Here is a 12914-nt window from a genome sequence, read left to right as displayed (position 1 = left end):
CGTATCTTCTGCAACGCCTAGCTTCAACGTATCTTGAGCACCAAACCACACCTTCTCTTCAGCGACTTGGTCACCGCCTTGATGAGGGTTTAGCGTATCTTCTGCAACGCCTAGCTTCAACGTATCTTGAGCACCAAACCACACCTTCTCTTCAGCGACTTGGTCACCGCCTTGATGAGGGTTTAGCGTATCGAAGAAACGAAAACCATAGCTCAACAATTGTTTGCTGTCTGACTCACGACTCTTAACGCTTGATGCGCCCATCACAACCGCAATAAGTCTCATCTCACCTTGTGTCGCCGAACTCGCTAAACTGTAGCCGGCACCAGAGGTGTAGCCTGTTTTCATGCCATCGACCGTCAAGCTTCTATCACGTAATAAGCCATTGCGGTTGTGTTGTGTAATCTTGTTGTAGCTAAACGAGCGTTCGCTGTATAAACCATACACATCCGGTAAATCGCGAATAATCGCACGGCCTAATAGAGCGATATCATAAGGCGTTGAATAGAGATCGTCCGCATCTAAACCATGTGCATTCGCAAAATGGGTATTTTCCAGTTTTAGCGAAGCTGCCCAAGAGTTCATCAAGTCAACAAATGCATCTTGTGAGCCAGCAACATGTTCTGCAATCGCAACACTCGCATCGTTCCCTGATTGAATAATCAAGCCACGGTAAAGATCCATCATCGCGACATCAGTGTTCACTTCGATGAACATTTTTGAAGAATCAGGGAAGTTTTTCGCCCATGCGTTTTCGCTAATTCGCACCTGATCATCCGCAGAGATGTTACCTCGTTTCATCTCTTGTCCAGCCACATAACTGGTCATAAGCTTGGTTAAACTCGCTGGGTTCAACTTAGTGTGTGCGTTTTTTTCTACCAGCACATCACCAGAGTTAAAATCAATTAACACATACCCTTTTGCGCCTAGGCTAGGTGGGCTTGGTACTATAGAAGGTGCCGCGACAGCAGTATTTGCTACGATCGCTGCGTTACTTACAATGAACATACTTAATAGAGGGAGAGAGTATTTTGAGAACCGTTTCATTGAATTAAACCTAAGTTAACGTTTTGTTCAGTATAGACAAATGCTAGCAAAAGAAGCGCGAACTTTACGTTGCTTTACGTATTTGTACGGTTCGTTACAAATAAAAAAGTATAATCTGCGACCTGTTCGTTTTTTACACAAAAACGATTGACTCAATGAATGCATTCAACACTTCGCTTTACCTCTCGGGCATACGTCTAAATAACATTTCAACAAAGCCCATAACCCGCTGTTTGCTTTCGCTCGGCTCTAAATCAGGTTGGATACCAGACTGCGCCAGTGCTTGCCACTGTATAACTTCCGAATTAGGAACAAAAAAAGCAATATACAAAGATCCTTTCTCGCTTACCTTTCCATCATCACTATAAAATGGCACACCTGTAGATAGCTGAATCGCATCAAAGATCGATTCATCGTTCAGTTCAGATTCTTCAGCTAATCCAAAACCCACTACGACATCACCAGCCCCGGATTTCAACTGATAACCTTTCAATGAAAGTTGTTCTTTAATCGCTTCGCGTACAAGATCAGTGACGACCGTCTTGTCATATTTTTCAGAAAGGTACACTTGCTCTGATTCGGGATGCCATGAGTACGTGACTACCCCATGCTTCATGAAATCAAAGTCACCACTGGTCACCACGCCATAATTGTGAGTTGGAGTCGTTTCATTGGTTGTACACGCTGTCAGTCCAATCGCTATCAAAGCCAACAACGCGACTTTATTTACGCCTTTTGTTGCACATATGAATCGTTTTATCATTCGCGGCTTCCTTTCCTATACAAGAATAATTATCAATTTGACCTTCAACATAAACAGTAATTATATTAATAGAAAGATCATTAAACGTTTGCGTAATCGCTAACCTTCACTTCTACTCATTTTGGGGGTTTAACCACAGAAATAGACTCGGTATAGTAAACTTAGTTAAACATAACCAAACCATTCGGGGCACGGAGCTTCCTCAATCATCTCATGAAGAGAAGAATTGGTACCGATAAAGCATCGGCAAATTTAAGAGGGTCACACAATGGAATTCAATATGGTTGAAATTTTAGGTTACGCGGCATCTATTATGGTCGCAATTTCATTAACAATGAAAGATATCGTGCGTCTGCGTGTCCTTAACTTTGTTGGCTGTACTCTATTCACAGCATACGGCGTTATGATTGATGCATGGCCAGTGGTTGCAACCAACGGTTTCATCGCTTGTGTGAACATCTACTTCCTTGCAAAAATGCAAAAGGAAAAAAAAAATGAAGCGATGAAAGCAGCAAAAGCTTAGATTAACGGCTAGCACTTTCAAACAATTCTAAAAAAGCCCAAATAGAACGTTCTATTTGGGCTTTTTCATGCTTATCAGTTTTAGAAAACTTCAATTACAGACAATACGATATTGACTCTCTCTGTACACCAGTGTGTTATTGCGTCCATTCTTTTTCGCTTGATAAAGTGCTTTGTCAGCTTGGTCTATCGTGCCTTCTATGTGGAACAGTGCATTTGCATAGCGACACCCAACACTGACCGTTACAGGTAACACTAACCCCTCAATTTTTTCGACGCTACGCCTAAGCTCTTCCGACAACTCGTACAATTGATATTCATTGCAATCAAAAGTCACAAAGATAAATTCCTCACCGCCATAGCGAGCAATTAGACGATTTTCATTTGCAAATTGCTTCAATACTTTTGCAACGGCACAGATCACTCTATCGCCTTCATTATGCCCGTGTAGATCGTTTACCGATTTAAAATGGTCAATATCTAGAAGAATGATACCAACACCTTTTAACGGATAAGGCGAACACTCTAAAATTCTCATCTTAACCTGAGAAATAAAGTCCCGCCGATTACTCAACCCCGTAAGATAATCTAAGCTAGCTACATCTAAGATCTTTAAATGACGGTGCCGCAGGTAAAGCACCAAAACGGCGATGATGCTAAGCAAACTTATAACCAAGGTCATCAAACTAACTAGCAATAAACTGTGGTTCTTATTGAGCTCTTGCTCCAAAACTCCAGCAGAAATGATCCAATTCAGATATGGGTAGAACTTATAGAAAATGTTTTTGTTTGTCGTACCGTTGTCATCTGAAATTGAGTAACTAAAATGCCCTTCAGGCTCAGCAACGACCTTATCGATGAGCAACTCTGATGAATAACCAATTAAGGCTTTCAAGTGTTCGTGTTCAAAATTGGGTCGGAGGACTAGCTCGCCTTGCAAATCAACAATATATACATAACCACTATCGCCATATGAATACTTTCTTAGTTTATCTTTAAGCGCTTCGAGATCGACCAAGTACATGAGTTCATCTTTATAAGTGGTCGCCACCAATGTATTACCACTCGGTAGCCTCACTGAATACGCGACCTTCGCACGCTTGCCGACTTCATGTGGATTAGCATGAGAATACTGAGTCATTCCAGACTTTGAGGTCAGTTGCGTTTGAATATGGGTTAAATGCGCGCGATTTTGCCCTTGTAAAAACGGATGATACAGGTGGACACCTTGTGGTGACATCAAATAGATATAACCTGACTCTCCAATCACCAATTCGTTAGCAATTCGGATGACTTCTTTAACTTCTTGTTCTGGAGTGACACCTAGTGTGTGAGAAGCGACAGTATCAGTCACACCTTTGAGATAGGTTTTAATAGCTTCGTTAACGGTAGTATCTACGATGTCGTAGCTTGCGTTTACAATAGTACGGAAGAAGAATTGATTAGACTCTAAAAGTGATTCTTTGGTTCGGTTAAATTGAATAGCAGAGAGGACCAAAGATACGAGGGCCAACACGATGGAAAAGTTGAGGATATACTTACGTCTTACTTTCAAAATCACCTCATAGCTTTTAAATTTTAGGTAACGCTATTGTTTTTATAAGTAGATTGTTTTATATCACATTTATCGATTTTACTGAACGATAGTCGATATTAATAGCGCTCTTCATGTGCAATCTGTGACTTATAGCAAAAACGCCGAACTGGATTCAGTTCGGCGTTTTGATTTTACGTTTAAATTGATAACTTAATTTATACTAAAGCCCTGATAAATCGACTTAAAAGCATTCGCATTTATTACCTATTACTACGCTCTATTGTCTATAAATACATTGCTTAGCATTAAATTAAGAGCACACTTTGGTCCAACTGCCGTCACTTCCCGGCTCGGCACTTGTCCACCAGTTTGCTTGGTAAACACTACCGTTATGAACCACTTGGTCGCCCGTGTTTGCGTGGCTTGGGTTACCCGCCCAATCTTTCTGAGGTAAGTCGGGATATACAGCTAAACCCGCAGTATCGCATGTACCTGGGTTGGTACCGCCATCACCAGGATTACCGCCACCAGTACTGATATCACCCAGTGGTAGATCCGGCTGCTCAAAGCTAAATGCATAATCGACACTATTCACATTCACTGTATAGTTTGCAGGGCCAGAAATTGGCAAGTAATAAACCATATCGAGTTCATACACACCACCAGCAGGAAGCTCTTTCCATGCAGGTAATGTAAACGCTACTCTGTGCATCGGACCATCTAGACCACCAATATTATTGGCACGAGTGTGACCAGAAGCAATCACAGACAAACCACCGCCCGATTGATCTTTTGCGTTATCAGGTGCAGACACTGGGATATCGAACTGGAACTCAGTACCACCAGGAAGCGCTTGACCTGTATTGTTTGTAAACGTGATCTTAGGGTTAATTGGATAGTTTTGATCACCGACTTTGAAGCCACCTACAGAAACAGTAATATCTAATGCTTCCGTTGGGATAGCACCCGTTGCAACCTTGTTTCCATATGGAGTAGCTGACTTAAACTTATCGTAGATAGCTTTCGTCATAGTGTTACCCATATGGAACTCACCGTTTCCGCTATTACACGCCTGTTCGGTTGTATCGATTGAAGTTCGGTTACCGTTCGCATCGAGTACGTAACAGTTGTAATCCCCTGCTAGTTCCCAGAACATGATGCCACCGATTTCTTTGTCGATAACGTAATCGGCTTTCACATCGATAGAATCTTTATCTTCCGTTGAAAGGAATACGCCCTTCTCTGCGTTCCACAACCAAGGAGCAACAGCCACGCCGTCATAGTTACGCGTGTAAGTCCCCATTAGAACATCTGAAGGATCGTTAACAGGATCAAGCTTGTAAGCTGCTGCATAAGAACCCCAAATGCCTTTCTCTAAGTTCTTCGCATGCCACATTGGGTTTGAACCTGCACCCATTTCGTTGCCTTTCGGATCAGTATCGTGCCACATGTTATCGATACCAATTGCGCCATGGCCACAGTTGTTCTTCTCGCCTTCACCAGTACCTGCTGAACATTCAGCTTGGTTTGGCAGTGCTGCTCGGCCCCAAAGACCATTCTCACCACCAGTTACACCTTGCCAACCACGTGTGTAGTAAGGCACACCGATGTTAATACGACCTGCTGGCATAGAACCACGGAAGTAGTGGTAGGCCCAATCCGTATTCAGATAACCGATACCGCCGTAAGCCGCTGTGCCGTATACGTTCCACTGTGCTAACTCTGAATCTTTACCTGTATCAAACAACGCAGCGTTATGACCTACGTGATCGTTCCACGCACCGTGAAGGTCATAAGACATGATGTTTACGTAATCGAGATATTTGGTTACATCGAATGTTTCCATACCGCGCAGTAGGTAACCCGAAGAAGGCGCCGCGATAGTTAACATGTAGTGATTGCCGTCTTGCGCAGAGGCTGCATCAAGCTTCTCACGCAACACTTTCATCAACACTTGGTAAGAAGCCCATAGGTATTGACGACGTGGTTCCATAAAGTCTTTATCGTACGGATTGCCTGCGCCCGCCATTGACGTTGGGTATTCGTAATCGATATCTAGACCATCGAACTGGTATTTACGAAGCATTTCAACCGCTGAAGTTGCGAATGTTTCGATACCTTGATGGTTAATAGAACCGTCAGCATTGGTCGTCATGGTATAGAAACCACCATCAGCCACTCGGCTACCATCAGTGGCAAAGTGGCCACCGGTCTCCGCCCAACCACCGATTGAGATTAAAGTCTTAACATCGTGTTTTTTCTTCGCTGTCGCTAATGCACCGAAGTGACCTTTGAAGCCTAATGCTGGGTCAACTTCCACGCCCGGCCACTCTTTACCAACCGCTGCGTTGTTTGGATCGTTCACATCACCCACGTTTACTTTGCCATCTGAGCCAATGCTCACGAAAGCGTAGTTAATGTGTGTGAGTTGTTCCCAAGGAATGTCATTTACTAGGTAAGCAGCTTGTGGGTCATCCCCTGCACGCCAGCTGGTGAAGTAACCAATGACACGACGTGGGTGATCCGCGCCCATTTTCTCACGGCCTTCATCATCGTAAATCGTACAATAAGGAACATCGACACCTTGAGTTTGATACAAGCCATCAGGTCGACAAGTGCTCACCGTTGGTACGCCATTCACCGTCAAAGAAGCCAGCGCTGAATCTGTCGTTGCGCCTTGATTGTCAGTCGCTTTTGCGTAAACCGCTAAAGAACCCGCTTGAGTGGTTGTGTAGTTAAGCGTGTATGGGCTTGTCGCAGCCGTTCCGACTAAAGAACCTGCCACATAAAAATCGACCTTATCAACCGTACCATCGCTGTCTGTTGCCGTTGCGGTAAGCGTTACCACACCACCAACATCAACCGCAGCTGCAGAAAGCGCAACCGATACTGTCGGCGCTTCATTTCCAGGTGTAACTGAATCGACAGAAATAGAGACCGCGCTCGCTAAGCTAGCCGCGCCTTCATTGTCTGTAGCAACAACCGAAACCTGATGGCTACCAGACGTTGCAGCCCAAGCCGCTTCGAAAGGTGCAGCTGTTACAACCGCAACTGAAGTTCCATCAATGAAGAATTCAACCGAGGTAACACTGCCGTCAGAATCTAGCGCCGTTGCACTCAACACCACGTTATCGCCTTCAGTGATTATGTCAGAGGCTGATGGAGTCGTTAACGAAGCCGTTGGCACTTCATTGGGCGTACCACCACCGCTACACACATCAACCTTCTTCCATTGTGCATGGTCACCTTCGAATTGGTTTGGGTTGTTATTTTGATTCCAATAATTGGCTTTGTAAGCACTACCGTCATGTGAAACTTGATCGCCGCCGGTGTAAACCGTGGCAGGATCCCACGCTTCTAACGTTGAGCAATCCACAGCCGCATAGCTATTGAAAGCCATTAAGCATGACGCAGTGAGAGTACTGAGTGTAAAAACCTTTTTGGCCACTCTTCCTTGATTTAGGTGCATGTTTGCAGTCCCTTAAGTTGTTGTTTTAAGATATTTAAAGTAAATGACACTTTTTTTGCCACTTAAATTCCTTCGCAAAACAACTGTAGGTAACAGTGCCAATTAAACACCTAAAATATTCCTTATTTATAAAATGACTCGCATTAATTTGTTTATAGCATGCAATGACTCGACACTTATTTTGCACCAACAACTAATATTAATTTATTTCGCAAAGCTAAAAAAATAGTGTCTCAAAATTTAGAAATATGATTTAGATTCGATGAGAATTCGTATCAAAACTAACCAAAAAGTAGGGAATTAGGGGCGATTTGAGATTATTTTATGAAATCGCCCACTTTTGGATAACAAATATGTTAGTATCAGCGGCTTTTTTGACGAGCCTCACATTTTTATCCGAATGTGGGAGAAATACATAGGCTTGAAAGAGCCAAATATAGCGAAGAAATAATGTCCAACTTGACGCAAGTCGCCAACGAAAACATCAACGCAGAATCTACTTCTATCGATTTCAATAGAGCTCAATCTTTGGGTGAAAAACTGGAACTCGGAAACCCAGTCTTTTGGCTGAGTGGCAGTTTCCTGACCCTCTTTGTCATCCTTGCTTTCACCAACACCTCCGTATTGTCCGAACTTGTCAACATCGGCTTTAGTTACTCAACTAAATGGTTCGGTGCTTTCTGGCAAGTCCTACTACTACTCAATTTCATTATCGGTTTAGTGCTTGCACTAAGTCGCACAGGCCATGTTCGTTTAGGGAAGCTTGCCCTACCAGAAATGACCACGTTTAAATGGATGTCTATCGTCCTATGTACACTGCTTGCGGGTGGTGGCGTGTTCTGGGCAGCTGCAGAGCCAATTGCTCACTTTGTTTCAGCTCCACCGCTGTATGGCAATGCAGACCCTCAAGCGATGGCATTCAATGCACTATCACAATCTTTCATGCACTGGGGTTTCCTTGCATGGGCTATCTTAGGTGGTCTCTCTTCGATTGTGCTTATGTACTTGCACTACGAAAAAGGCCTTCCTCTTAAGCCACGCACCCTGCTTTACCCAGTACTGGGCGACAAGGCAATCAACAGTTGGATTGGTAACGTCGTTGATGCGTGCAGCATTGTGGCAGTAGCCGCAGGTACAATCGGCCCTATCGGCTTCCTTGGCCTACAGATCAGCTACGCGTTGAGCGAGCTGTTTGGAATTTCTGACAGCTTTGCTACCCAAAGCGTCGTTATTCTATTCGCTATTGCAATGTATACGCTGTCGGCATTAAGTGGTCTAAGTAAAGGCATCCAACTGGTAAGCCGTTACAACATCATCTTATCGGTGTGCCTAATCGTTTACATTCTCCTTGTTGGCCCAACCAGCTTTATCATTGATGGTTACCTACAAGGAATCGGTGAAATGGTCGACAACTTTATCCCAATGGCGCTATACCGCCAAGATACTGCGTGGCTAGGTGGCTGGACTGTATTCTTCTGGGGTTGGTTCTTAGGTTATGGCCCAATGATGGCGATCTTCATTGCTCGTATCTCACGTGGCCGAACTATTCGCCAAATGATCGTTTCTATCAGCATCGTTGCACCGCTTGTGACTTGTTTTTGGTTCAGCATTGTTGGTGGTAGTGGCTTAGCGTTTGAATTAGAGAACCCAGGCGTAATATCTAGCGCATTCGAAGGTTTCAACCTTCCAGCTGTACTACTAGCTATTACTTCGCAACTACCGTTCCCGACTCTGATTGCAATCCTGTTCCTTATCCTGACGACCACGTTCATTGTGACCACAGGTGACTCAATGACCTACACCATCAGTGTAGTAATGACTGGTACAACAGAACCTAACTCAGCAGTTAGAACATTCTGGGGCGTCATTATGGGGGCAGTGGCTATCGCGCTTATCTCAATGGGCTCTGGCGGCATCTCAGCTCTGCAGTCGTTCATTGTGATCACTGCCGTTCCTGTTTCGTTTATCTTGCTGCCATGTCTATGGCATGCTCCGAAGATCGCAAAGCAGATGGCAAGAGATCAAGGCCTCGCTTAATACCTAATCCGATTTAGTTTCGGATAGCGTAGAACACTAAAAAGCCACTCAAGTGATTCACCTGAGTGGTTTTTTTTATCTGTTCGCTGTCGACTTTATTAATAGTTATGTCTACTAGCGCTTGTATCTACCGAGATTTCGGCTTATTGAAACTTTTCACCAGCAGCAACCATGAATGACATCTCAACCAATAGTTCAGGGTTAGCGAGTTCTGCTTTCACGCACGCACGACTTGGCGCGCAGCCTTCAGGGAACCACTCTTCCCACACTTCATTGAGTGCATCAAAGTTAGCGAAATCCGTTAGGTAAATAGTCACTGACAATACACGAGATTTATCGCTGTCTACCAAACTCATCATTTCTTCAGCTTGTTCGAAGATTTGCTGAACCTGACTCTTAATTCCTGCCGTTGTATCCGTCTCTGGTACTTCAACAAAGCTTGCAATACCGTTAAACACAGTCACATCAGACCAACGCTTGGTCGGGTTAATTCTATGAATTTTCACTGGTTATACTCTTCTTATAATTAGGGTGCACATCAGCGTAATCTAATCCAAATTCCTAACATTGAAAACAAAAATTAGAAAGCTCGTAGTACCGGCTAAACAGCACTATCGCCAACCTATGACTTTGGTGTTCAACATCACTAGCCTACGCATTAATATCAAAACAATAAATCACCATCTATTGAGTTTCTAGATAAATATATTAAGTATTACTCTCAACGCGAAATTTAATCTGAACTCTTGCGGTCATATTCAGAGATTTTATTAAATGGAGTACTTTTATGCATGTTCAAACCTATGATTTAAAACAGAGTAACGTCGGATACAGCCTAGGCGTGATTGGTGTAGCATTAGTGTTAGCTTGGATTGGTATTTACAAGTTTACGCCAACTGAAGCGATGCTAATTGAGCCTTTAATTGCAAACCACCCAGCAATGAACTGGCTTTACAAACTGTTCTCAGTACAAGCCGTCTCTAACATGGTGGGTGGCGCGGAAATCGTTGTTGCGATTGGACTGCTCGTTGGATTTAAGAAACCGACAATTGCTTTCTATTCAGGTATTGCAGCAGCGGCTATCTTTGTTGTGACACTGAGCTTTCTAGTCACCACGCCAAACGTTTGGAAAGTATCGGATGGCATCTTAGTCACTAACTTCTTCCTAGTGAAAGATATTCTGTTTTTGGCTATCGCTATTAGCGTAATCGAACGTAACAAGCCTCAGAAGTAAATGTAAATCTAATAAGTGGCCGTAAACCTAAAGATCTATTTTAAGTAACATAAAACCATAAGCTGGCTAGAAGGACGCTGCCAGCTTCTAATGAATAAGGCACTGATACTCACCTACTCAGCTAATACCTTACGATAATAATTAGCGTCTTGATTTTGCCCTTTGAATAACGCGTAATTCTCTACACGCTCAACTAAGCCAAAACCGGCCTTGGATAAAATCTTGTTGGAACCAACATTACCCCCTAACGCATAGGCATCCACATATTTAAGGGAAGAGTGCTCCGCCAAATAGATAAGTAACTTCCTCACCGCGTTAGACGCAATGCCTTTAGAACTAAAGGAGTGACCCACTCGATAGCCTAGCTCTCCTCGTTCTCCGTGTTCGTCGATGTCACGTACATTAATCCTACCGCAGATAATCCCTTGTTCATCTTTTATCAACATAGGAATCATCTCATCACTTTCATATTCCGCTAAAAAACTAGCAATCTGCTTCTCTACACCTGAAAGTGAATAAAAACTTTCTTCCCGTGGTGGTACAGACATCTCGAACCAATCTCTATTGTCTACTTCAAATTCCAAGAGCGCCCTAGCATCACTTGTTTGAAGTAAATGCAAAAATACATCCATACGAGTACTCCCAATGGTTATTTCGAAAGCCTTGCCTACGATTGAAATTCGAGTACCCAAATCTCTGAGTAAACGGTACGTCACTACTTATTTCAGAGTTAGCAGCTGAAAGTGAGGTTCTAGTGGGCATAGGAAGATATTTTTTAATAGAAGTGAATGGGGCGTGACATTTAAGCGACCCACCCCATCAATTATATACATACTTAACGACTACGGTTTACTCGATACTACCCAATTAGTTCCGTCAGTACTTTTTTCGTATACAGAAGTTTGATCTGACGATGTTATTCTTCGTGAATATGTCGTCGGAGATGCACGAAAGAGTGTTTTCCAATAGGTGATTTCTTTACTCTGATCATTAACTATCTTTGACCGTATGACCTTAGATGCGTCACCTAATTCATTACTAGAGTAATCTTTATATCTACCCATAATGTTTGTTTTGATATTTTCAGTATCTAAACTATTTAAATGACTTTTAACATTAACGACTGTCGATAATCCAAAGTCATCGCCTTTTCCAAAAGTATGCTCATTCCAGTCGACATAAGTACGATTTAATTGTTCTTTGATACTCTTGTTATATTTCCAAGTTGAAGTAGTTCTAGAGACTATTTTATTTGTTAGATCCAGAGATTGACAATTTACTAAGTTATGTATATTACCATCGTAGGCAATGTTAGATAGTACATTATCAAATTTATCATCTTTAATAATGATTTTCTCTGTGAATGTACACCCCGGACGGATGCTGCTATTAAAGTTGTTAATACTAGCAATATCAAAAGTATTGTTGTAAACACCCCACTGAGTTGAAAGGTTAACCGATGTGGACTCAGACAACACTTCCACCTCTGTTAACAAATCATCGCTCATTTTTGTGGTTGTTTGCTTTGCTGATTGATTAGTACCTAGAGAAGAAATATAAACCTTTTTATACCAATTCCTAGCGCCGTTTTCATCTTTGAAGTAGTAATGAACTTGCACATAGCTATTGGGGTTGGTTTGTTGTAAATCTTTTGTATCTTTGAACGATTTCTTTAGACCTGTTACGATATTTTGGGCCTTTAAGGCAAGGTCACTATCTTCGGATGCAATAAAGTCACCATAAATTTTAGCCTCAGAAATATTATATGTGCGAATTGTTTCTGTAAGAGCATGCTCTAACGCTTGAGCCTGTTTAGTTTGTTTTTCTATATCGCTCATTAGATCCTGACACGTATAGTTACTTTTACCATTACTTGTTTCTACTGTCGCCCATAAAGATGAAGTTAAAGGGGTGATAAAACGGTTTTTGAAATCGACCTGTTCTTTAAATTCAGGGGGTAAGACCATACGATAAGCATTTTTCACAGGCCCCAAATCTTCATCAATAGCGCCAACAGGAACATCTACTATCGTTGGAGCATAACCAAGGCATTTATCTTGGGTTTCATTTAGGTCAAGCTCATAACTACCACCTTTTGTAGTTAAAGCTCTAGGTTCAGTGTTTGCGTTATACTTACCATCATTATTTATATCTAGAAAAACGGTAGCGCCAACAATATAACCATCGATTACTTTTCCAGTAGCTTTTTTGTGAATTGTCGGATTACTCCCACCATCACCGCCGCCACCACAAGCTGATAAGGCCAGAACGCACAAAATTGGTATCATCATTTTCATTTTCATTT

General features: G+C 42.6%; 10 protein-coding genes. 3 read left to right on the top strand and 7 right to left on the bottom strand.

The genetic code is table 11. The features are described 5' to 3' along the window. Together AB4232_RS11575 and AB4232_RS11570 are read right to left on the bottom strand one after the other, a co-directional pair. Positions 1 to 1047 (bottom strand): serine hydrolase (locus AB4232_RS11575; RefSeq protein ID WP_372087152.1); only part of this gene is annotated, 1047 nt, incomplete at its 3' end. Between the two features lie 178 nt (positions 1048 to 1225). Beyond that, positions 1226 to 1810 carry a DUF4136 domain-containing protein gene (locus AB4232_RS11570; RefSeq protein ID WP_009845499.1) on the bottom strand — a complete coding sequence of 195 codons (585 nt, stop codon included), beginning with the start codon at positions 1808 to 1810 and terminating at the stop codon, positions 1226 to 1228. A 268-nt stretch (positions 1811 to 2078) separates the two neighbouring features. On the opposite strand from AB4232_RS11570, the gene AB4232_RS11565 reads away from it, so the two are divergent. Then, complete coding sequence (locus AB4232_RS11565) at positions 2079 to 2333, top strand: YgjV family protein (RefSeq protein WP_009845500.1); 255 nt, start codon at positions 2079 to 2081, stop codon at positions 2331 to 2333. Between the two features lie 90 nt (positions 2334 to 2423). Here AB4232_RS11565 and AB4232_RS11560 read toward each other — a convergent pair whose 3' ends face one another. Then, entirely contained in the window at positions 2424 to 3887 is a 1464-nt protein-coding gene (locus AB4232_RS11560; RefSeq protein WP_372087153.1) for a diguanylate cyclase domain-containing protein, read from the bottom strand. 292 nt (positions 3888 to 4179) lie between these two features. Further along, on the bottom strand, positions 4180 to 7338 hold the full coding sequence (locus AB4232_RS11555; RefSeq protein ID WP_372087151.1) for a chitinase C-terminal domain-containing protein: 3159 nt from the start codon (positions 7336 to 7338) through the stop codon (positions 4180 to 4182). 450 nt (positions 7339 to 7788) lie between these two features. Here AB4232_RS11555 and AB4232_RS11550 point away from each other — a divergent pair, with 450 nt between their 5' ends. Continuing rightward, positions 7789 to 9375, top strand: a complete 1587-nt coding sequence (locus tag AB4232_RS11550) for a BCCT family transporter (RefSeq protein WP_009845503.1) — start codon at positions 7789 to 7791, stop codon at positions 9373 to 9375. A 143-nt stretch (positions 9376 to 9518) separates the two neighbouring features. On the opposite strand, the gene AB4232_RS11545 is transcribed toward AB4232_RS11550, so the two are convergent. Continuing rightward, positions 9519 to 9881 carry a RidA family protein gene (locus AB4232_RS11545; RefSeq protein WP_009845504.1) on the bottom strand — a complete coding sequence of 121 codons (363 nt, stop codon included), beginning with the start codon at positions 9879 to 9881 and terminating at the stop codon, positions 9519 to 9521. A 281-nt stretch (positions 9882 to 10162) separates the two neighbouring features. Between AB4232_RS11545 and AB4232_RS11540 the strand changes: the two genes are divergently transcribed. Continuing rightward, positions 10163 to 10609, top strand: coding sequence for a DUF417 family protein (locus tag AB4232_RS11540; RefSeq protein ID WP_009845505.1), 447 nt, complete (start codon positions 10163 to 10165; stop codon positions 10607 to 10609). A 113-nt stretch (positions 10610 to 10722) separates the two neighbouring features. Here AB4232_RS11540 and AB4232_RS11535 read toward each other — a convergent pair whose 3' ends face one another. After that, positions 10723 to 11241: a GNAT family N-acetyltransferase gene (locus AB4232_RS11535; protein WP_009845506.1), complete on the bottom strand. Its 519-nt coding sequence runs from the start codon at positions 11239 to 11241 to the stop codon at positions 10723 to 10725. A gap of 210 nt (positions 11242 to 11451) precedes the next feature. After that, positions 11452 to 12914: hypothetical protein (locus tag AB4232_RS11530; protein WP_372087150.1), on the bottom strand; the 1463-nt coding region annotated here is incomplete at its 5' end.

It is taken from the genome of Vibrio sp. 10N.286.46.A8 (assembly GCF_041470165.1).
In the GTDB taxonomy this organism is placed as follows: Bacteria; Pseudomonadota; Gammaproteobacteria; order Enterobacterales; family Vibrionaceae; genus Vibrio; species Vibrio tasmaniensis_A.
The sequence above is the reverse complement of the archived record's forward strand: the minus strand, read 5'-3'. Positions and strand labels throughout refer to the sequence as shown.

What these genes read in the sequence shown, in the direction of transcription:
- AB4232_RS11570 (WP_009845499.1), bottom strand. Translation starts at nt 1,810, where the DNA reads ATGATAAAACGATTCATATGTGCAACAAAAGGCGTAAATAAAGTCGCG.
- AB4232_RS11565 (WP_009845500.1), top strand. Translation starts at nt 2,079, where the DNA reads ATGGAATTCAATATGGTTGAAATTTTAGGTTACGCGGCATCTATTATG.
- AB4232_RS11555 (WP_372087151.1), bottom strand. Translation starts at nt 7,338, where the DNA reads ATGCACCTAAATCAAGGAAGAGTGGCCAAAAAGGTTTTTACACTCAGT.
- AB4232_RS11550 (WP_009845503.1), top strand. Translation starts at nt 7,789, where the DNA reads ATGTCCAACTTGACGCAAGTCGCCAACGAAAACATCAACGCAGAATCT.
- AB4232_RS11540 (WP_009845505.1), top strand. Translation starts at nt 10,163, where the DNA reads ATGCATGTTCAAACCTATGATTTAAAACAGAGTAACGTCGGATACAGC.
- AB4232_RS11535 (WP_009845506.1), bottom strand. Translation starts at nt 11,241, where the DNA reads ATGGATGTATTTTTGCATTTACTTCAAACAAGTGATGCTAGGGCGCTC.